Raw genomic sequence first — 21,700 nt, forward strand, 5'->3', positions numbered from 1 at the left:
ACATTTGCTGCGCAGGCATGCAAGCGCCAAAATCATCAATCAATTAACTTATTGATATAACATACATTTATGAAAATGTGCACATTTGGCATGGCGCTTGCTGCGTCTTCGCTGCAAGCTTTACGCACAACAAACGGGACATGCCCATGCACACCCCCTCCCGACGCAGCGTGTTGACATCCGGCGCGGCCTTGGCCGCGATCATCGCCGCCCCGGCGCGGCTGCGTGCCGCGCCCAGGGAGATCGTCATCGGCGGCCCCGCGGGCGCCGCGAAATATTTCAATGCCGATTTGTTTCCCGTGCTGGAGAAGAAGCTCGACTGCAAGGTGCTCTACGAGGGCACCAACTCGCTGACCAATCTCCAGAAGATGCAGGCCGACAAGGCCGCGCCGAAGATCTCCGTCGTCATCATGGACGATCCGGTGATGCTGCCGGCAGCCGCCGACGGCCTGATCGCCAAGATGTCGGCATCGTCCATCGCCAACCTCGGCAAGCTGGTCGACGGCGCGGTGCATCAGGACGGCATGTGGGCGAACTACCAGCGGCCCTGGGCCGGCATCGCCTATTCGACCAAGCGCATGAAGACGGCGCCGACGAAATGGGCGGACCTGTGGGACGCCAAATATGCCTCCAGGGTGATCGTGCCGTCGCTGTCGAACACCGAAGGTTTCTGGACCCTGCTCGCGGCCGCCCATCTCGAGACCGGCAAGCCGTACAAGGAGGCGCAGTACGAGATCGACGCCGCCTTCAAGAAGGCGAAGGAGCTGAAGGCCAACCTCCTGAACGTCTACACCAACGCGCCGCAGGCCATCAATCTGATGGAGCAGGGCGAGGCCTGGATGATCGGCGGCCAGTTCTCGGCCTACACGCTGATCCGTAAGGCGGAAGGGTCTCCGGTCGATCTCGCCGTGCCGCAGGATGGCGGCTTTGCGATGCCGTCGGGAATCGCAAAGGTGGCTGGTGCACCGGCCGGCGATCTCGCGGATGCCGTGATCGACTTCTTCCTCAGCCCGGAAGCGCAGATCATCCTCGCCGACAAGGCTTTCGTCGCGCCGACCAACAAGGGCACGCCGACGCCGGCGGGCTTCCCGGACCCGGCCTCGCTGTTCGCGCCGGACTGGGCGTTCGTGGCCAAGAGCCGCGCCTCCTGGGTCGACCGCTGGAGCAAGGAGATGACATGAGCGAAGCCGCCCCGCATCTCGTCGTTCGCAGCGTCTCCAAGCGCTACGGGCCGACGACGGTTTTAGACCACATCGACCTGACCATCCGCCGCGGCGAGCTGGTGACGCTGCTCGGCCCCTCCGGCTGCGGCAAGACCACGCTGCTCCGTGCCATCGCCGGCCTGGCGCAGCCCGACACCGGCAAGGTCGAGCTCGCCGGGCGCGACATCACCCACGTGCCGCCACACAAGCGTAACGTCGGTGTGGTGTTCCAGAGCTACGCGCTGTTCCCGCATCTCACCGTCGCCGGCAACATCGCATTCGGGCTAAAGGTGCGCGGCGCGGCCAGGCGCGAGATCGACGCCGCGGTGGAACGCGCGCTGTCGCTGGTCAAGCTCGGCCATCTCGCCGGCCGGCGCATCTCGGCGCTGTCGGGCGGCCAGCAGCAGCGCGTGGCGCTGGCGCGCGCCATCGCGGTCGAGCCTGATGTGCTGCTGTTCGACGAAGCGCTGTCCGCGCTCGATCGGAAATTGCGCGAGGAGATGCAGGTCGAGCTGCGCCGCCTGCTCCAGGACGTGAAGGCAACCGCGATCTTCGTGACGCATGACCAGGACGAGGCGCTGACCATGTCCGACCGTGTCGCGGTCATGAACAAGGGACGCATCGAGCAGCTCGCCGAGCCGCGCGAGCTGTATCTGCGGCCCGCAAGCCTGTTCGCGCTCAACTTCGTCGGGCTCTCGACGCGGATTGCCGGCACGGTGCTGGCGGCGGGCAACGGCAAGGTCGAGGTCGAGACCAAGGTCGGCCGCTTGTCCGCACTCGGCAATTTCCAGGCGGGTTCGCCCGTCATCGTCGCAGCGCGCCCCGAGCAGTTTCGGATCGGCGAGCAAAGCGAAGCGAATACGGCCGCCGGCCGGGTCCGCTCCGTGGTGTTCCAGGGCTCGCGCACGCTGGTCGAGGTCGATGCCGGGGCCGGTGAAAGCCTGCTCGCCGAGCTCTCCGGGCGCGACGGCGCGATCCCTGTCGTGCATGACGAGATCCGCTTGAGCTGGCCGGTGACCGAGACCTTTGCATTTCCGATGGAGATGCAGGCATGACCGAGGCGGCCCTTCCGGCACCAGTGGCCGCACCTTCGGTCGACCGCGAGCGGCTCGCCGCGATCGGATTCGTGCTGCCGTCCTTCGTCATCATCGCAGGCGTGTTCGCGCTGCCGCTGGTGCTGCTGCTCGGCGTCAGCATCGTCGATGCCAACGGGCTGACCTTCGCCAACTACAAGCGCCTGCTCGGCACGCCCTATTATCTCGGCGTGGTCTGGAATTCCTTGCGGCTCGGGCTGCTGACGACCCTGATCGCTTTCCTGATCAGCTATCCCGCCGCCTTCGCGCTGGCGCGCGCCCGCGGCGCCTTGCGCTCGGTGCTGCTGGCGACGCTGTTCCTGCCGCTGGCGGCCAGTGTCATCGTCAAGGCGTTCGCCTGGACCATCCTGTTGCGCAGCGACGGCATCGTCAACGAGACGCTGATGGCACTCGGCATCATCGAAGATCCGATACGCATGATTTTCACCGAGACCGCGCTGATCGTCGGCGCCGCCAACATCTTCCTGCCCTTCATGATCCTGCCGATCTACGCGATCGTCGCCCAGCTCGATCGGCGCTATGCGGAGGCCGCCGCAACACTCGGCGCTTCGCCGATCGTGGCGTTCTTCCGCGTCATCCTGCCGCTGACCCTCCCCGGCATCATCGCCGGCGTGGCGCTGGTGTTCTCGCTCTCGGTCTCCGCCTATGTGGTACCAACGCTCCTGATCGGCGAAAAATATCCGACGCTCGCGACCGCGATCGCAAAGGCCTATCTGCTGGCGCGCGAACCCGGCTTCGGCGCCGCAGCCGGCGTCGTGCTGCTGGCGATCGCGATTGCCGTCGTCGCGCTCAGTGCGCGCCTGTCGCGGGAGCCGAAGTGATGGCACGCGCCGCAATCATCGTCTGCTGGGTGATGGCCATCGGGCTGGCCCTGTTCCTGATCGCGCCGCTGCTGGTGATCGCGGCGGCAAGCTTCTCGCCGACGCCGGTGTTCGACCTGCCGCTCACGGGTGCATCGACGCGCTGGTACGGCAGGATCGGCCGGCTCGACGGCTTCTGGCCGTCGCTGCTGCTGTCGCTTCAGATCGCGCTGCTGTCGACGGCGATCTCGCTGGTCTCAGGCACGCTCGCCGCGATCGCGATCGCGCGCGGAAAGCTGCCGGGCGCAAACATCTTTGCGACCGCGCTGGTTTCGCCGCTGATGATGCCGGGCCTCGTGCTCGGCATCGCGCTGCTGCAAGGCTTTCGCGCCGTCGGTTTCACCGCGCCCTGGGCGACGCTGCTGGTCGCGCATCTCGTCATCACGCTGCCCTACGTCGCGCGCACGATGATCGCGGGTCTCGCGCGGTTCGACTTCACGCTGATCGAGGCGGCGCGGACACTCGGCTGCACCTATCCCGGCAGCGTGCTGCGGGTGATGGTGCCGGCGCTGGCGCCGTCGTTCCTGATCGCGGGAATCTTTTCGTTCCTGGCCTCGTTCGACAATTATCCGGTGTCGATCTTCCTCGCCGACGTCCGCACCAAGACGCTGCCGATCCGCATGCTGCAATATATCGAGGAGGCGCCCGACCCGACGCTCGCGGCGCTCTCCACCCTCATCCTGTCGGGCACGGTGATCCTGCTGTTCGTCAGCGACCGCGTCGTCGGCCTGCATCGCATGGCCGGAACTTCGGACTGATCCATGAGTGAAGCAAAGCAACCCGTCTCCCAACGCGACTTCGTCGGCTATCGCGGCAAGCCGCCCAACCCGCATTGGCCGAACAGCGCGCGCGTCGCGGTGTCGCTGGTGGTGAATTTCGAGGAGGGTTCGGAGTTTTCCGTCAACGACGCCGATGCGGGCAACGAGGCGATCTACGAAGTGGTCCACAAGCTCGACGGCCCGGATTCCTGCATCGACAGTCATTTCGAATATGGCACGCGCGCCGCATGGTGGCGCATCATGGACCTGTTCGACGCATACGGCGTCAAGGCGACGGTAAGCTCCTGCGGCCGCGCGGTCGAACGCTCGCCGGAGCTGGCGCGCGATGCCATTGCCCGCGGCCACGAGGTATCGGCCCATGGCTGGCGCTGGCAGAGCCACGCCGACATGAACGAAGCGAGCGAACGCGAGGTCATCGCGAATACGGTGGCGACGATCGAACGCGTCACCGGGCAGCGCCCGGTCGGCTGGCACACGCGTTCGGCGACCTCACCGAACACGCGGCGCCTGCTGGTCGAGGACGGCGGCTTCCTCTACGACAGCGACGCCTATAATGACGACCTGCCCTATTACAGGGAGGTTGCCGGCAAGCAGCACCTGGTGCTGCCCTACGCTTTCGACACCAACGACATGCAGTACTACAACGCCTCGCGCTTCAACGGCGCCGACTTCGCCGACTATGTCATCGACGCCTTTGAATGGCTCAAGCGCGAGGGCGAGACAGCGCCGAAGATGATGTCAGTCGGGCTGCATCTGAGGATGATCGGCCGCCCCGGCCGGATCGGCGCGCTGGACCGGATCCTGGCGCACGTCACTGGAAGCGGCGCGGCATGGATCGCGCCGCGCGCCGCGATTGCGCGGCATTGGAAGGAAGTGGTGCCGGCGGGGGAGTGATTTGCAGCGGCCTTCGCCACACAGAAGGTGTCATGCCCCGCGCAGGCGGGGCATCCAGTACGCCGCGGCGTCTCGGCTCTATCACGACTGTCTCTGGAATACTGGATCGCCCGCCTTCGCGGGCGATGACACCGAGGTTGTGGGAGCGGCTCGCAAAACAGCGCGACAGCTAAACCCCCGCCACCGACGTCCAAAGCTCCGCGAGCTTGCGCCGCAGAACCTGTGTCCGCGTCAGCGGCGCGGGCGCTTCCTCGTCTTCCGGCAGGCGCAGGCCGACGACGTTGACGCGGCCACCCGAGATCGAGCGCGCCACAAGCACGATCGGATCCAGCACGAGTTCCGCCCCCTCTTTCGGCGCGCGGTCGAGATGGACGTCGAAATAATCCGCGAGCGTGTGTTTGCTCTCGTCCTCGCCGACCTTCACGCCGTAGATCTCTGCGAGCTCGGCGAGCGTGTGCTCGCCGGAGACCATGAAGTCGCCCAGCAGATGCGGGTCCGGCGCCGAGCTCGGCTGCATGTCGACGAAGAAGCGATCGAGCGATTCGGCCTTTTCCGGCGGCGCCAGCAGATAGATGTAATCGCCGGGCGCGATCGGCTCGGCTTCAATCGGCGTCAAAATGCTCTCTTTGCGGATCACCAGCGTCGGCTTCGACCAGGACGGGATCAAACCGCGGCGGAAATACAGGCTCTTGGGCCGTACCGGATAACCGACCAATTGCTGCTCGAGCTGGCCGGGTAGATCGAGTTCGACGCGGCGCGGGCCACGCTCGGCGCGCGGCAGCGCCACATGCAGCTTGCGCGCGGCCGGCCCCAGGGTCCAGCCCTGCAGCAGCAGCGAGATGATGACGACGACGAAGGCGACGTCGAAATAGAGATAGGCCTTCGACAGGCCGACCAGCATCGGGATCGAGGCCAGGAAGATCGCGACCGCCCCGCGCAGGCCGGTCCAGGCGATGAAGATCTTTTCGCGCCAGTTGAAGCGGAACGGCGCGAGGCACACGAACACGGCGATCGGCCGCGCCACCAGCATCAGGACGAATGCGATCCCGACCGCCGGCAGCACGCTGCCGCCAAGCCGGCTCGGCGAGACCAGCAGGCCGAGCAGCACGAACATCACGATCTGCGCCAGCCAGGTCGCGGCGTCCAGGAAGGCCACCACCGAATTATGCGCGCGCGTCGGGCGGTTGCCGATGATGATGCCGGCGAGATAGACCGCGAGGAAGCCCGAAGCGTGCATGATCTGCGAGCCGCCGAAGATGACGAGCGCGGCGGTGGTGACAAACGGCGCGTGGAGGCCCTGCGGCAGCGCGACCCGATTGAGCGCGATGACGACCAGGCGCCCGCCGATCACCCCGACGACGGCGCCCAGCACGGCCTCCTGGGCGAACTCCCTCAGCACATGCGCGGCCGTGCCCGTTCCCAGCGAGATGTATTCGACCAGCATCAGGGTCAGGAAGATCGCGAAGGGATCATTGGTGCCGGATTCCACCTCCAGCGTCGCGCCGACGCGCGGGCGCAGGCGCAGGCCCTGGGTATGCACCAGCAGGAACACTGCAGCCGCGTCGGTCGAGGCCACCACGGCGCCGACCAGCAGCGACTCCGTCCAGTTGAGGTCGAGCGCATATTTCGCGAACGGCGCCGTGATCAGCGCGGTCAGCAGCACGCCGACGGTCGCGAGCACCACGGAGGGCGCGAGCACGGTGCGGATGCTGGCAAAGCGAGTCCGCAGGCCACCGTCGAACAGGATCAGTGCGAGCGCCACCGAGCCGACCAGATAGGTGGTTCGGACGTCGTCGAACTGCAGCTGCCCGGGACCTGAATCGCCCGCGAGCATGCCGATCGCGAGGAAGACGAGCAGAAGGGGCGCGCCGAAGCGCAGCGCAAGCAGGCTTGACAGGATACCGGCCAACACCAGGACGGCGCCGAGCAATATGGCGAGGCTGACAGTGTCGAGGGAAGCCATCCACCTTCCGGGTAAAAATCGCTGGGATTGCATCCTTATCGTCGGCAGACTCCCACGCCAACCCATTTTCTCCCGCTCGCGGCAATCTGCCCGCATTTTGCGGCCTTAACGCGCATCACATGCCGGTGTATCGGTGGTCCGGCCGCGCCCTTTGTGGGAATCTGCGGCGCCCTCGAATCAACGCTTCCCGCCCGCTTCCCGACGAGACCGATGGACATGGACCTCAAAGACTTCATGGAGTTCGTGCAGACCACCGCGCGCAGCGTCGGGGCGGAGATTTCGTCGCCCTGGTTCTACCTGCAATTCGGGCTCATTCTGGCCGCGGCCGGCATCGCCTATGCCGCGGAAACCGCCGTTCGCAGCCGCATCGACATGACCTCGCTGGCGATGCGCTGGCCGCTGCCGCTCCGGCACTTCGTCCGGGTGATGGTCTCCAGCGCCTCGACGGCGGCGTTCACCATGCTCGTGATCGTCTCGCGCGTGGTCATGTACCACGCGACCTGGCCGAGCCGCAGCTATCTCTTGATGGTCGCCGCCAAGCTGGGGCTGGCCTGGCTCGCGATCCGGCTGCTGACCTCGGTGCTGCGCAACGCCTTCATCGTCAAGCTGGTGTCGATCACGGCCTGGTTCATCGCGGCGCTCTCCATCCTCGGCCAGCTCGATGCGACGGTCGACCTGCTCGATTCCATCGCCATCGTGCTCGGCGGCCTGCGGCTGACGCCGCTGCTCGTGATCAAGGCCGCCGCGCTGCTGCTCATCGCGCTCTGGCTCACCAACATCGCCAGCAATTTCGCCGAGAGCCGGATCAACTCGACCACCGATCTGACGCCGTCGGTGCAGGTGCTGCTGGTCAAGATCATCCGCATCGGGCTTCTGGCCATCGCTATTGTCATTGCGCTCGGCGCGGTCGGTATCGATCTCTCGGCGCTCGCGGTGTTCTCCGGCGCGGTCGGCGTCGGCATCGGTATCGGCCTGCAGAAGATCGTCGCCAATTTCATCTCGGGGATCATCCTGCTCGCCGACAAATCGGTGAAGCCCGGCGATCTCGTCACCATCGGCGACAACACCGGGCGGATCAGCGCGATGAAGACGCGCTATATTTCCGTCGCGGCCGGCGATGGCCGCGAGTTCCTGGTGCCGAACGAGGATCTGGTGACGCAGAAGGTCGTCAACTGGACCTACACCGACAAGAACACGCTGGTGAAGATCGCCTTCGGCACCAATTACGAGGCGGACCCGCGGCTGGTCTGCAAGCTCGCCGCCGAGACCGCGGCCGCTCATCCGCGCGCGCAGAAGGGCAAGCCGCCGAATTCCATCCTGACCGAGTTCGCCGAAGCCGGGATGAAGTTCTCGCTGACCTTCTGGATCGCCGACCCCGACGGCATGGACAACGTCAAGAGCGACGTGATGCTGGCGCTGTGGGACGCCTTCAAGCGCGAGGGCATCCGGGTTCCCTACCCCGTCCGCGAAATCCGCGTCCGCGGCGGCGCCCTGCCGGTGGAAACCACCGTAGAAGTCCCGAATTAGGCCCGCTTACAGGCGCAAGGCAGGCACGCTCGACTTGCATGAAGGCGCGCAATCATTAAATTGGGGCGCGAAATCAAGCCTTTCCGCCGAAATCGAGCCCACCTCAGAAGATAGCGCCCGCATGAGCTACGTCGAAGCCTCCGATACCTCCCTGCGCAAGACCGGACAGATCAAGCTGCATGGACCAAGCGCCTTTGCCGGAATGCGCAAGGCGGGTGCGCTGGTGGCGAAGTGCCTCGACGAGCTCACCGACATCGTCGGGCCCGGCGTGCCGACCGAGCGCATCGACCAGTTCGTCCGCGACTTCGCCTTCAGCCACAATGCCTATCCGGCGACGCTGATGTATCGCGGCTATCGCTATTCGACCTGCACCTCGCTCAACCACGTGGTCTGCCACGGCATGCCCGGCGACCGTCCGCTGAAAGAGGGCGACATCGTCAACATCGACGTCACCTTCATCGTCGACGGCTGGTACGGCGATTCCAGCCGGATGTATGCGGTCGGCCCGATCGCGCGCAAGGCCGAGCGTCTCATCGAGGTGACGTATGAAGCGATGATGCGCGGCATCGCCGCGGTGAAGCCCGGCGCCACCACCGGCGACATCGGCCACGCCATCCAGAGTTTCGTCGAGCCGCAGGCCATGAGCGTGGTGCGCGATTTCTGCGGCCATGGCCTCGGGCGCATGTTCCACGACGAGCCGAACATCATCCATATCGGACGGCCCGGCGAAGGCGTTCAGCTCAAGCCCGGCATGTTCTTCACCATCGAGCCGATGATCAATCTCGGCAAGCCGCATGTGAAGATCCTCTCCGACGGCTGGACCGCCGTGACCCGCGACCGCTCGCTGTCGGCGCAGTTCGAGCACTCCGTCGGCGTGACGGCGACGGGCGTCGAGATTTTCACGCTGTCGGAGCGGCACGGCGAGAAGCAGATCGGGTGATCCCGGGCTGACCTTCGGGGGCGCCGGCTGGCGTGAACCGGATTTGGCATCGCAATTGACGGTTGCAAAACGCGCACCGTTCGGCATGCTTGGTGCGCGATGCCCGCCAAGACCGACCACGACAAGAGCAAGCCGGAAGACGCGCCGCACTATCTCGGCCATCGCGAGCGGCTGCGCGAACGCTTCTACAGCGCGGGCGCGGATGCGCTCAGCGACTACGAGCTGTTGGAGATGGCGCTGTTTCCGGCACTGCCGCGGCGCGACACCAAACCGCTGGCGAAGACGCTGATCAAGATTTTCGGCTCGTTCGCCGAGGTCGTCCATGCCCCGGTGGCGCGCCTGCGCGAGGTTGAAGGCGTGGGCGAATCCGCGATCAACCAGCTCAAGCTGATCGCAGCCGCGGCGCATCGCGTCGCCAAGGGCGAGGTCAACAGCCGCAACGCGCTGTCGTCCTGGAACGAGGTGATCGACTATTGCCGCACCAGCATGGCGTTTGCCGACAAGGAGCAGTTTCGCCTGCTGTTCCTCGACAAGCGCAACCAGCTCATCGCCGACGAGGTGCAGCAGACCGGGACCGTCGATCACACCCCGGTCTATCCGCGCGAGGTGATCAAGCGCGCACTCGAACTCTCCGCGACCGCGCTGATCCTGGTGCACAACCACCCCTCAGGCGATCCCTCGCCCTCGCAGGCCGACATCCAGATGACCAAGGCGATCATCGACATCGCAAAGCCGCTCGGCATCGCCGTCCATGATCACATCATCGTCGGCAAGAGCGGGCATGCCAGCCTGCGTGGGCTGCGTTTGATCTAGGGCTGGCTTTCGCTTGGCGCGAAGGCGCCAGTGTCGGGCCGCTCAGTAGCAGTATCTCGGATCGACCGGGACATAGGAGCCGTCCCGGCGCTGCATGTAGCAGCCACGCTGATACGCGTAGTATCCGGAGCGGCGGCGTTCGCCCTCCGAGGCGATCGCAGCGCCCGTGCCGGCACCGACGACGGCGCCGATGGCGGCACCGCGGCCTCCGCCGAGTGCGCCGCCCACGATCGCTCCACCGACGCCGCCGAGGATGGCGCCGCCAATGGCGTCCTGCGCCGCCGCCTCATGGACCGGCATCGCCATCACGACTGCCAGACATGCCGCGGTAGCGAAACTTCCAATGCGAAGACCTCGAAGCATGCTCGCCCTCCCCTGTGGTCAGGCGAGTCATAGCGCCGCAGCCGGATTCGGACCAGAAAAATCACCACGCCGGGACCTGGACGCCGGGACCTGGCGCTTCACGCGACGGCGTCGGAGGCTCGGCTCGACGGCGGCTCAGGCCATGCCGCGCGCGTAGCGCGGGCCGGCCGATTCATCTCAAGCTTCGACCCAGCGCTGCACGGCCTCGGCGGTGTCGGCCGGCGTGGTGTTGAAGCAGATCGCGGCGTCAGGGGCCAGGCGGTGGACGAGGTTGAGCACCTTCTCGAACAGCAGCAGGCGCTCCTTCGGCTCGCGCAGGCCGGCGCCGATCACGATGCAGTCGAAATTCTCGTCGCGCAGCGCGGCCGTGACGCCGGCTTCCGCCGCGGCATCGAGATCGATCAGGCAACTCGTGACATCGTAACCGAGATCGCGCAGGCGCAGCAGCTGCGCATCGATATAGTCGCGCACGAGCTCCGGCGTGACCTGCGGGAATGCGCTGTAGTCCGCGTTGCCGGGTTCGATGCCGCTCGCGAGGATGCGCTTGGTCATGCAGGGCTCCTTGTCATGCAGGGCTCCTTGCCGGACTGCCTCGCGTCACCAACGGAGCAGCGGCCCTGCCGGTTCCCTCGCGGGCGGTCGCCCTGATCCCGGACCCGCCGCTCATTTCCCGGCGAGGCTGTAACCCACTTCACACGCGGCGCGCCGGCGCCCTGCCAGACTTGCGGGAGATCACGCTGGGCTCACGCCCTGATCACGGCACCTGGTTCACTTGGACCAACATTTGGACTGACGCGGAGTTTCGATAATTCATTAATTAATTGCGGGAGCGGAAAATGGTCTCATTCGAGAGTCTGAAAAGCGAATACGAGCGGAATTGGGCCAATCTCGAGATCCGGCCGTCACGCCTCTCCGACGCGAACGCGGTCGCACGCAAGGCCATCAACGGCAAGGCGACCTATCAGCAGATCGAGCGGCTGACCGGCGTCCCCTGGTATTTCGCCGCCCTCTGCCACTACCGCGAGTCCAATTTCGATTTCGACACCTATCTCGGCAACGGCGAAACGCTTCATCGCGTGACGACGCTCGTTCCGAAAGGGCGCGGCCCGTTTGCCACGTTCGTGGACGGCGCTGTGGACGCCTTCAGAATCGAAAATTTCGTCGGCGCTCACGACTGGGGGATCGCGCGGATTCTGTTTCGGCTCGAAGCGTTCAACGGCTTCGGCTATCACGCCAAGGGCTGCAATTCGCCCTATCTCTATGGCGGCTCGACGCTGTATGGCCCGCCCGAGGCAAGGGCCGGCAAATTCGTCCGCGATCATGTGTTCGATTCGAACCACGTCGATTCCCAGCTCGGCACCGCGGTGATCCTGCATGCAATGATGGCGCTCGATTCCTCGATCACCCTCGACGGCAGCCCGCAATTCGCGAGCCGCGCGGAACCGGAGGACGACGCGGCGCCGACGATCGTTCTCATGCAGCAGGCGCTCAACAAGCTCGGCGCCAATCCGCCGCTCGCCGAGGACGGCATCAGCGGACCGAAGACCGGGGCCGCGGTCTCCCAATTTCAGCAGCAGAACGGCCTGAGGGATACCGGACTTCTCGACGGCGCCACGGTCGCCGCCCTCACGCGCGCGGCGCAGTCGGGCCCCACCGGATCGACCGGCGATGTGTCCCAGATCATGAAGCGGCTGGAGGACCTCGCGCAATTGCTGCGGCCACCGGTCGGCGGTGCGGCGCCGGGAACGACGACATCGGGCAACACGCTGCCCGCCACCACGGATCCGATCAGCCTGTTCGAACGGCTCTTCTCCCTCGTCAACAAGACGGCCCCCATGCCAGGACCCCTCACCCCGACCAGCCCCGCCCCCGTCGACCAGTTGAAGCAGGTCGTCGATCTGCTCAGCACCTTGCTCAACAAGGGCGGCAAGCCCGTCCTCGGCCAGGTCAATGGCGCGCTCGGCGATACCATCGGCAAGATGCTCGACGGCAAGAAGACCGCGCTCGGCATCGGCGGCTCGCTGATCACGGCGCTGCTCTCTTCGGTGACGGCCAGCCCCAACGCGGGCGGTATTGCCGGATTGCTCGGGACGCTCGTGTCCGCCGTGCCGGGCCTTGGCCAGTTCGCGATGCCGATCTCGCTGGCGCTCACGGCCTGGGGCGTGCTCGGCAAGCTGGAGAAATGGGCCCAAGGCACCGCGCCGCCGCCCAAGGCGACGACGTAGTCTGCGTCCATCCTTCGAGACGCCCGCCTATGGCGGGCCCTCAGGATGAGGTCGCGTTTCGCGGCGTCTACTGACGCAGCATGATCAGGGGATCGGCGGTATCAGGGACACGCCGCCATTGCGCGTTGTCGTCGGCCTCGAACTGCCAGGCCTCGCCGGCCTTCGACAGCAGGATGATCTGGCCGCGCTCGAGCCGCCATTGCGTCGGGTTGAATTGCGCGATGGCCGCATCGCATTTCGGCTTGAGGAAGACCTGGAAATTGTCCGGCCCGGCCTCCGTGTTGGTCAGCGTCAGCCCGCAGACCGGCTGGCCGTTGCCCCGGACGATCGACCAGTCGCCGATCATCTGGTCCATCGACTTCGCCATCGAGCGTGCCGCGGCGAGGTCTTGCAGGATGTAGACGCCCTCGCCTTGCCGCAGGCCCTCGAAGATGCCGGCCTCGACCTCGGTGAAGTCGATCACGGCTTCACCGCTCGAATCCTGCAAGCGGACGATGTCGAGACCCCTGACGCTCCAGGCGACGATGTCCTTGGTGAAGGGCAGCGCGGCCTTGCAGGCCGGCTCCAGCTCGAGCTTGAAGCCTTGAGCCGCAGCGTCGGCCTTGAGCGTGACGACGCAGGTCTTGCTGCGCTCGGTGGTCGAAAGCTCCCACTGCCCGGGCATCTCCTTCTTCAGGGTCGTCGTATCCTGCGCATGCGCGATGCCGATCGCGGCCAAGTAGGCCGCGACGGCGAATGCAACGACCCGAAGAGATCTCATCAGCGCCCCTTGAACGGCGTTTCGGCAACCGGCGTCAATGGCGCCTTGCCGGCGAACCAGGACTTGAGATTGTCGACCACGAGCTGATCCATCGCGTTGCGCGTCACCACCGAGGCCGAGCCGATATGCGGCAGCAGCACGACGTTCTGCATGGTCTTGAGCTCGTCCGGCACGTTCGGCTCGGCCGCGAACACGTCGAGACCGGCGGCAAGGATGGTGCCGGACTTGAGCGCCTGGACCAGCGCCGGCTCGTCGATCACCGAGCCGCGCGCGACGTTGACCAGCACACCGCGCGGGCCGAGCGCCTTCAGCACCTCGGCGTTGATCATCTTGTTGGTGCTGGCGCCACCGGGCACGATCACCATCAGCGTGTCCACCGCCTTCGCCATCTCGATCAGGTCCGGGTAGTGCTTGTAGGAGACGTCCTTGGACGGATTGCGGGTGTGATAGACCACCGGCACCAGCGAGGCATCGAGACGCCGCGCGATCGCCTGTCCGATCCGGCCCATGCCGACGATGCCGACCTTGCGATCGCGCAGCGAGCCGACGCTGAGCGGATAGTTCTGGGTCTGCCAGAGACCGGAGCGCACATAACGGTCGGCCTTGATGAACTCACGTACGGTGGAGATCAGAAGGCCCATCGCGACGTCGGCGACCTCCTCGGTCAGCACGTCGGGCGTATTGGTGACGATGATGTTATGCTCGGCGGCGTATTTGGCGTCGACGTGGTCGTAGCCGACGCCGAAGCTCGCCACCATCTCGATCTTGGGCAATTGCGACAGCGAATCCTTGTCGGCGCGCACGGTGTGATAGGTCACCGCCACGCCGCGGATCTTTTCGCGGATCGCCGGTGTCAGCCGCTCGAGATCGCCCCGCGTCTCCGCCTTGTGCACGACGAAATGATCGGAAAACCCGCTCTCGAGGATCGGCCGGACCGGCCCATAAATCAGAAGGTCGATCTTTTCGGACGAAATCGAACCGGTGGTCATCAGTTGTCCTTTCCAAGCGCGCTCTCATGCCAGCGCCGTAAAACGAGGTGGGAAACTAGCGCCAGCACCCCATAGATGACAATCCCGGCCAGCGACAACAGCAGCAGCGCCGCGAACATGCGGGGTATGTTCAATCGATAGCCGGATTCTGCGATCCTGTAGGCGAGCCCGGAGCCGGCCCCGGCCGTTCCCGCGGCGATCTCGGCCACGACCGCACCGATCAGCGACAGGCCGCCGGCAATGCGCAGGCCGCCAAGAATATAGGGCAGCGCCGCCGGCAGCTTGAGCAAGCGCAGGGTCTGCTGCGGCGAGGCGCCATAAAGCTGGAACAGGCCGGCGAGGTTGCGATCGACCGAATTGAGCCCGAGCGTGGTGTTCGACAGCACCGGGAAAAAGGCGACGATGAAGGCGCAGACCACGACCGCGGTCTGCTGCTCCAGATAGATCAGCAGCAGCGGCGCGATCGCGATGACAGGCGTGACCTGAAGCACCACGGCATAGGGGAATAGCGAAGCTTCCACCCATTTGGACTGGTTGAACAGCAGCGCCAGCGCGATGCCCCCGATGCTGGCCGCGACAAAACCTTCAAGCGTGGTCAGCAGCGTCGCGGCGAGCGATTGTGACAGCACCGCCCAGTCCTTGACCAGCGTCAGGAAAATGACGGAGGGCGCCGGCAGCACGTAAGGCGGGATGTCCTTGATGCGGACCACGAGCTCCCAGGCCAGGAGTCCCGCCGCGAACACGATGACGGGCAGCACGAAGCGCAACGCCCGTTGCACGCCGGACGGCTTCGCGGTGACGGTGGCTTGCGCATTCATAGCATCGACTGCCCTGAATAGGACGGCGCCAGCGCGGCCGACACGCTCCGGCAATAATCGGAATAGGCGGCGGAGGTGCGAAACTCCTCGCCGCGCGGCTCGACCGTCTCGATGCGGATATCGGCCTGGATGCGGCCTGGCCGCGCCGACATGACCACCACGCGCTGCGACAGATAGACGGATTCGAACACCGAATGGGTGACAAAGATGACGGTCTTGCGAAGGCTGCGCCACAGCGCGAGCAAATCGTTGTTGAGACGGAAGCGCGTGATCTCGTCGAGCGCCGCGAACGGCTCATCCATCAGGAGGATATCAGGGTCGGTGACGAGCGCGCGCGCCAGCGACACCCGCATCTTCATGCCGCCGGAGAGCTCGCGGGGGAAAGCCTCGGCGAAATCGGCAAGGCCCACGCTTGCAAGCGCCTCGTCGGCACGGGTGCGTGCCTCGGCTTTCGGCACGCCCGCGAGCTTCAGCGGCAGCCGCACGTTCTCGCGCACGCTGGTCCAGGGCATCAGGGTCGGCTCCTGAAACACGAAGCCGATGCCGTGACCAGGCGGCGCCTTGCCTTCGTGGCGCGCCAGCCGCACGATACCGGACGACGGCGCGCCGAGCTCGGCGATCAGCCGGAGCGCGGTGGATTTGCCGCAACCGGACGGGCCCAGCAGCGAGATGAACTCGCCCTTGCGCACGGCGAGGTCGAGCGGGCCGAGCGCCATCACGCCGTTGTCATAGACCTTCGTCACGCCGCGCAGGCTGACAGCCAAGGCCGTCAGGCCGGTCCCGACCCCCGTCGAAGTTTTGACTGATGACATCGACCTTGCGTTACGGCTTGCTCGGGCGCAGCTCGACGCCGACGCCCTTGTTGACGAAGCGCAGCGTATAGGATTTGCGGAAGTCGAGGTCCGGCTTCACGACGCCTGCCTTCACCATCTTGTTGAAGAAGGAGGTGTAGCGCTCGTCGCTCATCGCGCCGATGCCGTTCTTCAGCGAATCGCCGGAATCCACGATGCCGTATTCCTTCATCTTGGCGACGGAATAGGCGAGCAGCTCGTCGGTCATCTCCGGATTGAGCTTCTTGATCATGGCGTTGCCCGCGGAATTATCGCGGTAGATGTAATTGTACCAACCCACCATGGAGGCATCGACGAAGCGCTGCACCAGGTCGGGCTTCTTCTCGACCACGTCGCGGCGGCTCTCGATCAGGGTCGAATAGGTGTTGAAGCCGGCATCGGCGAGCAGCAATACGTTGGGCTTGAAGCCGGCGGCCTTCTCGACCGCGAAGGGCTCGGAGGTGACGTAACCCTGCATCGCGCTCTTGGGATTGGCGATGAAGGGCTGCGGATTGAAATTATAGGGGCGAACGTTCTTCTCGCTGAAACCGTATTCGGATTTCAGCCACTGGAAATAGCTGGTCATGCCCTCCTTGGAGACGAACAGCGTCAGCGGCTTGAGGTCCTCGATCTTGGCGACCTTGGCATCGGGCTGCGTCAGCATCACCTGCGGATCCTTCTGGAAGACCGCGGCGATCGTGACGACCGGGACGTTGTTGGCGACCGCGTCGAACGACATCAGCGTGTTCGCGGCCATGAAGAAATCGATCTTGCCGGCGATCAGGAGCATCCGGTTGTTCTCGTTGGGACCACCGGGAACGATGGTGACGTCGAGGCCGTATTTCTTGTAGGTGCCGTCGGCGACGGCCTGGAAAAAGCCGCCATGCTCGGCCTCGGCGACCCAATTGGTGCCGAACATGACCTTGTCCAGGGTCTCGGCGCGCGCCGGGACGACCGAGACGAAAGCGGCCATCAGGCCCGCCGTTAAGGCTCGCCGCAGATGAGAAGGGCTCATGATGGGACTCCGTCGATCGCTGCTGGCCCATGTGAAGGCAACGCGATAAAACCGCAAGACGTTCGGGGACGCGAGCCGGCCAGGCCCGCGTCCCCTGCTACCCCAAATTACGTGACAAATTCGGGCAAAGAAACCTCCAAGAAAGCCTCCAGAAAACCTCCAAGAGAAACTCCAAGAGAACCTCCAAGAAAAACTCCAAGGAAAACTTGATGACGCCTTCCCGCGACTGGACCGAGATCAGCTGGGCCGATGCCAGCCCAGCTGAGGTTTCGCGCTGGATCGCAGTGCTGCCGCTGGCGGCGACCGAGCAGCACGGCCCGCATCTGCCGCTCGAGACCGACGTGCTGATCGCGGATGCCTATCTCGCGCGGGTGCGCGAGTTCCTGCCCGAGAGCGCTCCGGCCACTTTCCTGCCCGTTGAACCGATCGGGATTTCCACCGAGCATATCGACTATCCGGGCACGCAGACGCTGCCGACTGGAATCGCGCTGAAGCGATGGACAGGAATCGGCGAGGACGTCGCGCGGCGCGGCGTGAAGAAGCTCGTCATCATCACCAGCCATGGCGGCAACAGCGCGGCAATGATGCTGATCGCGCAGGATCTTCGCGCGCATCAGAAGCTGTTTGTTGTCACGACGTCGTGGTCGCGGCTGTCGGGCGCGGACAGCCTGTTCCCGGCGGACGAAGTGCGCCACGGCATCCACGGCGGCGCGGTCGAGACCTCGATCATGCTGGCGCGCTATCCCGATCAGGTGCGCGTTGACGCGATCGCGGATTTTCCCGCGAGCAGCATCGCGATGGAGCAGCAATATCGCTGGCTGTCGACGCAGCGGCCCGCACCGTTCGCCTGGCAGGCGCAGGATCTCCACGCGAGCGGCGCCGTCGGCAATGCGACGCTGGCCGTGGCCGCGAAGGGCGACCAGCTCATCGACCAGGGCGCCCACGCGTTTTGCGAGCTGCTTGCCGAGGTTGATAACTTCGACGTGAACAGGCTCGCCAAAGGCCCGCTCGGCTAGCGCTCATCCTATTGGAATTATTCAGTAAAGATCCGGAATCCACGACCGGATCCGCGGCCTTCGAACCGGATTCGAGGAGCCTCCGTCCAACTCGGTACGCGGGCCACAACGGACCGCCTCAACCCGGATGGAGTTTCAAATGTCGATCAAAACCAAGATTGCCGCTCTCGCTCTCGCTACCCTCGCCGTCACCGGCAGCATCGCGTCCACCACCTCGCAGGCCGAAGCCAAGCCGCTCGGCTGGGGCGTCGGTGTCGGCCTGGGCATCGCCACCGCCGCCGTCGTCGGCTCCGCGATCGCCGCCAGCAACGATCCCTATTACGGCTATCACCGCTGCGGCTGGGCCGCCCAGTACAACGCCTTCGGCCAGTACGTTGGCCGCGTGCGTACCTGCTTCTGATTTGAGTACCTGAGGCCGATCTCACGTGGATCCTGCGTCCGACACGGGCGCCTCATCCACCCCGTGTCGTGCCCCCGACCCCGCCCGGATGTCCCCCCGGGCGGGGTCATCCGTTTTGGGGCCCCGGGAATTTGTTGCAGCCTCGTCACACAGCGGTGCGAACCATCCTCTGCGGCAATATGGACTAGTTGCTATTGCGAATTAATCGCAATAAGGTTCGCAACAAGCTCAGGGGCTTGGGAAGAAGTCGCGCCGGATCGAGATCATCTCACCCGGTGGCGGGAGCACCTAAGACCTGATGACAGGGTCGCCGCGAATCGGCAGGGATATCGCGGCGGGTGGGACACATTCGCGTTTGGGGGCGTGCGTTTTGACGTTGAGAGGACACCGACAGAAATTGTTGCGCACAGCGGCGATCGCGGGCCTGCTGGGGCTTCCCGCCACCGGCAACGCGGCCGATCTCCCGTTGAAGGCGCCGGCGCTCAAGGCCGTCTACGACTGGACCGGCCTCTATATCGGGGCGCATGCCGGCTATAGCCTCGGCTCGTCCCGCTTTGCGCTGAACGACGGCGCTGCGATCGGCGACAGTGGCGTCTTCAGCGGCATGATCGGCGGCGTGCAGGCCGGCTACAATTACCGGCTCAATTCGGGCTGGCTGGTCGGCGTCGAAGGCGATTTTTCGTTTCCGAACTACATCACCTCGAACTCGATCGTCTCCTTCCTGGCGACACCCGCCAACACCGTCACGCAGCAATGGGACTACACCGCGAGCCTGCGCGGCCGCGTCGGCTACACCAGCGGTTCCTGGCTCGTCTACGCCACCGGCGGCTTTGCATGGATGGGCGAGCGCTATTTCGACACACCGGCCTCCGGCGCCGAAGTGCCGAAAATCCTGAACACGCGGCCCGGCTGGATCGCGGGTGCCGGTATCGAATACGGCTTCGCACCGCATTGGAGCGCACGGCTCGAATATCTCTACAGCCGCTTCGACGGCGCCAATGTCGCCTTCTCCACGGGCGCCCAATACACGTCTTCATCGCTCGACTTCCAGTCGGTACGGCTCGGCCTCAACCGCAAGGTCGATTGGCCGGGCATGCCGAGCTACAGTCCCAAGAGTTCGGGGATCAGCTCGCTGATCGACACTGAATCGGATCGCTGGGAGATCCACGGCCAGAGCACTTATCTGCCGCAAGGCTATCCGTCGTTCCCCGCCCTCTACACCGGGCCGAATTCGCTCTCGCCGTCAAAGCAGGCCAAGGCGACCTGGAGCAACAGCCTGTTCCTGAACGCGAAGCTGTGGGACGGCGGCGAGGTCTATTACAATCCCGAACTGCTGCAGGGATTTGGACTGAACGACACCGTTGGTGCCGCCGGCTTCCCGAATGGCGAAGCGCAGAAGTCGAACTTTCCCTATCCGCATTACAACACGTCGCGCCTGTTCGTGCGCCAGACGTTTGGCTTTGGCGGCGAGCAGGAAGAGCTCGCGAGCGGCCAGTTGCAGCTTGGGCAGAAGGTCGATGTTTCCAGGCTCACGGTGCAGGCCGGCAAATTCGCGGTGGTCGACGTGTTCGACGGCAATGCCTATGCCAAGGACACCCGCAAGGATTTCATGAACTGGTCGCTGTGGGCGCCGGGCGCCTTCGACTATTCCGCCGACAAGGTCGGCCTTACCTACGGCGTCACCGCCGAATTCAACCAGAAGCAATGGGCGCTGCGCGGCGGCTATTTCCTGATGGTCGCGGAGCCCAATTCAAATCATTTCGACACCAAGGTCGGGGAGCGCGGCCAGTACGTGGTCGAGCTTGAGACGCGCTTCTCGCTGTTCGGCCAGCCCGGCAAGCTCAGGACCATGGGCTGGCTCGACAGCGCCAATATGGGAAGCTTCCGCGAGACGCTGGATAATCCGGCGCTGAATCTCGACATCGCGCAGACTCGGCGCGGCCGCATCAAGGTCGGCTATGTCGTCAATCTCGAGCAGGCGATCACGGACGATGTCGGGCTGTTCAGCCGCTGGAGCTGGAACGACGGCAAGAGCGAAACGCTGGCCTTCACCGACATCAATCGCAGCCTGTCCGGCGGCCTTTCGATCAAGGGCACGAAATGGGGCCGGCCCGATGACGTGATCGGCGTCGGCGGCGCCATCAATGCCATCTCGCAGGATTATCGCGACTTCCTGGCCGCCGGCGGCCTCGGTGTTCTCATCGGCGACGGCGCGCTCAACTACCGCAAGGAGCGCATCCTCGAAACCTATTACGCCTACGCGGTGAACAAGAGCCTGACCCTCACCGCCGACTACCAGCTCATCGTCAACCCCGCCTACAACGCTGATCGCGGCCCGGTGTCGGTATTCTCCGGCCGGCTGCACGGGGAGTTCTGATCGCGGCTCAGAACAGCAGCGCGACGCCGGAGACGAACAGCAGCGCGAGCACGATCTTGCGGAACACCGCCTCATCGATCCGGCCGAACAGTTTTAGCCCGAGCCACGTTCCCGCAAAGAGAAACGGCAGGCCGAGCGCGAACAGCTTTGCGGTGTCGAGCGTGAGCGCCCCCTTGGCGCCCAGCAGCAGCGCCGCCATGGCGAACACCACGACTGCGACCGGCTGGAAGGTCGCGCGCTGGACCTCCTTGGGCAGGCCGCGCAGATTACACCAGATGGTGACGATGATGCCGGCAAGGCCGGTCAGCCCGCCGAGCAGGCCGTTGACGAAGCCAATCGACAGGTCGGCGGCGCGCGGATCGACGGTCGCGAGCTTGAGCTGCGGCCTGAAGAACGCATAGAGGCTGTAGACGATCAGGATCGTTCCAACCACGATGCGGACGCTCTTGGGATCGGCCGAGGTCAGGAGTGACACTCCGACCGGCACGCCCACGACGGCACCAATCATGAAGGGCCATAGCCGACGCCAGTCGAGCGCGCTGCGCAGCTTCCAGACCGAGTAGCCCTGCACCAGAAGGCCGAAGCCGACGATCAGGCTGGCGCTCTGAAGCGGCGTCAGCACGTAAAGCCACAGCGATGCCGCGACGAGGCCGAAGGCAAAGCCGGAGAGGCCGGCGACGAACGCGCCGGCGAAGGTGGCCGTCAGGAAAAGGGTAAGCTCGATTGTGATCCCATCCATTGCTCGCTCCAAACATCAGCGAGCAGCGCTTGCGTGGGATCACCCACTTCACGGGGAGGCTGCGACACCCCCAAGGCTGCAAGCCTAGGTGAAGCC

21 protein-coding genes are annotated in these 21,700 nt (G+C 65.1%); 12 read left to right on the forward strand and 9 right to left on the reverse strand.

From position 1 onward, the window contains the following. Window positions 1-146 precede the first annotated feature (146 nt). The 5 genes from JQ591_RS32315 to JQ591_RS32335 are packed head-to-tail and all read left to right on the forward strand — an operon-like array spanning window position 147 to window position 4,829. On the forward strand, window positions 147-1,181 hold the full coding sequence (locus JQ591_RS32315) for an extracellular solute-binding protein (RefSeq protein ID WP_211400013.1): 1,035 nt from the start codon (window positions 147-149) through the stop codon (window positions 1,179-1,181). Continuing rightward, window positions 1,178-2,257, forward strand: coding sequence for an ABC transporter ATP-binding protein (locus tag JQ591_RS32320; RefSeq protein WP_211400014.1), 1,080 nt, complete (start codon window positions 1,178-1,180; stop codon window positions 2,255-2,257). Before JQ591_RS32315 ends, JQ591_RS32320 begins: the two co-directional genes overlap by 4 nt. Then, window positions 2,254-3,117, forward strand: coding sequence for an ABC transporter permease (locus JQ591_RS32325; RefSeq protein WP_211400015.1), 864 nt, complete (start codon window positions 2,254-2,256; stop codon window positions 3,115-3,117). Before JQ591_RS32320 ends, JQ591_RS32325 begins: the two co-directional genes overlap by 4 nt. Beyond that, window positions 3,117-3,914, forward strand: a complete 798-nt coding sequence (locus tag JQ591_RS32330) for an ABC transporter permease (RefSeq protein ID WP_211400016.1) — start codon at window positions 3,117-3,119, stop codon at window positions 3,912-3,914. The genes JQ591_RS32325 and JQ591_RS32330 overlap by 1 nt, the downstream gene beginning before the upstream one ends. 3 nt (window positions 3,915-3,917) lie before the next feature. Next, a complete protein-coding gene (locus JQ591_RS32335; protein ID WP_211400017.1) occupies window positions 3,918-4,829 on the forward strand; it encodes a polysaccharide deacetylase family protein in 912 nt (303 codons plus the stop codon). 169 nt (window positions 4,830-4,998) lie between these two features. On the opposite strand, the gene JQ591_RS32340 is transcribed toward JQ591_RS32335, so the two are convergent. Continuing rightward, window positions 4,999-6,792: a potassium/proton antiporter gene (locus JQ591_RS32340; protein ID WP_211400018.1), complete on the reverse strand. Its 1,794-nt coding sequence runs from the start codon at window positions 6,790-6,792 to the stop codon at window positions 4,999-5,001. A gap of 210 nt (window positions 6,793-7,002) precedes the next feature. Here JQ591_RS32340 and JQ591_RS32345 point away from each other — a divergent pair, with 210 nt between their 5' ends. The 3 genes from JQ591_RS32345 to radC all read left to right on the forward strand — a co-directional run bounded on the left by JQ591_RS32345 (window position 7,003) and on the right by radC (window position 10,072). Then, window positions 7,003-8,319 carry a mechanosensitive ion channel family protein gene (locus JQ591_RS32345; protein WP_211400019.1) on the forward strand — a complete coding sequence of 439 codons (1,317 nt, stop codon included), beginning with the start codon at window positions 7,003-7,005 and terminating at the stop codon, window positions 8,317-8,319. A 121-nt stretch (window positions 8,320-8,440) separates the two neighbouring features. Next, window positions 8,441-9,259: a type I methionyl aminopeptidase gene (gene map / locus JQ591_RS32350; RefSeq protein ID WP_211400020.1), complete on the forward strand. Its 819-nt coding sequence runs from the start codon at window positions 8,441-8,443 to the stop codon at window positions 9,257-9,259. 99 nt (window positions 9,260-9,358) lie between these two features. After that, window positions 9,359-10,072: a RadC family protein gene (gene radC / locus JQ591_RS32355; protein WP_211400021.1), complete on the forward strand. Its 714-nt coding sequence runs from the start codon at window positions 9,359-9,361 to the stop codon at window positions 10,070-10,072. A 42-nt stretch (window positions 10,073-10,114) separates the two neighbouring features. Here the strand turns inward: radC and JQ591_RS32360 are convergent, their stop codons facing one another. Continuing rightward, a complete protein-coding gene (locus tag JQ591_RS32360; RefSeq protein ID WP_211400022.1) occupies window positions 10,115-10,435 on the reverse strand; it encodes a hypothetical protein in 321 nt (106 codons plus the stop codon). A gap of 177 nt (window positions 10,436-10,612) precedes the next feature. Beyond that, window positions 10,613-10,987: a hypothetical protein gene (locus tag JQ591_RS32365; RefSeq protein ID WP_211400023.1), complete on the reverse strand. Its 375-nt coding sequence runs from the start codon at window positions 10,985-10,987 to the stop codon at window positions 10,613-10,615. 284 nt (window positions 10,988-11,271) lie between these two features. Here JQ591_RS32365 and JQ591_RS32370 point away from each other — a divergent pair, with 284 nt between their 5' ends. Beyond that, on the forward strand, window positions 11,272-12,660 hold the full coding sequence (locus tag JQ591_RS32370) for a peptidoglycan-binding protein (RefSeq protein ID WP_211400024.1): 1,389 nt from the start codon (window positions 11,272-11,274) through the stop codon (window positions 12,658-12,660). Window positions 12,661-12,727: 67 nt separating this feature from the next. Here the strand turns inward: JQ591_RS32370 and JQ591_RS32375 are convergent, their stop codons facing one another. From JQ591_RS32375 to JQ591_RS32395, 5 genes are read right to left on the reverse strand one after another with little or no spacing between them, the layout of a single operon-like run. Beyond that, entirely contained in the window at window positions 12,728-13,420 is a 693-nt protein-coding gene (locus JQ591_RS32375; protein WP_211400025.1) for an AprI/Inh family metalloprotease inhibitor, read from the reverse strand. After that, window positions 13,420-14,409, reverse strand: a complete 990-nt coding sequence (locus tag JQ591_RS32380; RefSeq protein ID WP_211400026.1) for a 2-hydroxyacid dehydrogenase — start codon at window positions 14,407-14,409, stop codon at window positions 13,420-13,422. The genes JQ591_RS32375 and JQ591_RS32380 overlap by 1 nt, the downstream gene beginning before the upstream one ends. Next, window positions 14,409-15,227: an ABC transporter permease gene (locus JQ591_RS32385; RefSeq protein WP_211400027.1), complete on the reverse strand. Its 819-nt coding sequence runs from the start codon at window positions 15,225-15,227 to the stop codon at window positions 14,409-14,411. The genes JQ591_RS32380 and JQ591_RS32385 overlap by 1 nt, the downstream gene beginning before the upstream one ends. Continuing rightward, the gene (locus JQ591_RS32390; RefSeq protein ID WP_211400028.1) at window positions 15,224-16,039 is read right to left on the reverse strand and encodes an ABC transporter ATP-binding protein; all 816 of its coding nucleotides are present in this window, start codon (window positions 16,037-16,039) and stop codon (window positions 15,224-15,226) included. Before JQ591_RS32390 ends, JQ591_RS32385 begins: the two co-directional genes overlap by 4 nt. 10 nt (window positions 16,040-16,049) lie before the next feature. After that, complete coding sequence (locus tag JQ591_RS32395; protein ID WP_211400029.1) at window positions 16,050-17,072, reverse strand: ABC transporter substrate-binding protein; 1,023 nt, start codon at window positions 17,070-17,072, stop codon at window positions 16,050-16,052. A gap of 209 nt (window positions 17,073-17,281) precedes the next feature. Between JQ591_RS32395 and JQ591_RS32400 the strand changes: the two genes are divergently transcribed. The 3 genes from JQ591_RS32400 to JQ591_RS32410 all read left to right on the forward strand — a co-directional run bounded on the left by JQ591_RS32400 (window position 17,282) and on the right by JQ591_RS32410 (window position 20,865). Then, entirely contained in the window at window positions 17,282-18,088 is an 807-nt protein-coding gene (locus JQ591_RS32400; protein ID WP_211400030.1) for a creatininase family protein, read from the forward strand. Window positions 18,089-18,227: 139 nt separating this feature from the next. Then, on the forward strand, window positions 18,228-18,488 hold the full coding sequence (locus JQ591_RS32405) for a hypothetical protein (protein ID WP_211400031.1): 261 nt from the start codon (window positions 18,228-18,230) through the stop codon (window positions 18,486-18,488). 400 nt (window positions 18,489-18,888) lie between these two features. After that, window positions 18,889-20,865, forward strand: a complete 1,977-nt coding sequence (locus JQ591_RS32410; RefSeq protein WP_211400127.1) for a carbohydrate porin — start codon at window positions 18,889-18,891, stop codon at window positions 20,863-20,865. 7 nt (window positions 20,866-20,872) lie between these two features. Here JQ591_RS32410 and JQ591_RS32415 read toward each other — a convergent pair whose 3' ends face one another. After that, a complete protein-coding gene (locus JQ591_RS32415) occupies window positions 20,873-21,604 on the reverse strand; it encodes a sulfite exporter TauE/SafE family protein (RefSeq protein ID WP_211400032.1) in 732 nt (243 codons plus the stop codon). Window positions 21,605-21,700: the final 96 nt, after the last annotated feature.

The sequence above is a fragment of the Bradyrhizobium canariense genome (genome assembly GCF_018130465.1).
GTDB lineage: Bacteria > Pseudomonadota > Alphaproteobacteria > Rhizobiales > Xanthobacteraceae > Bradyrhizobium > Bradyrhizobium canariense_C.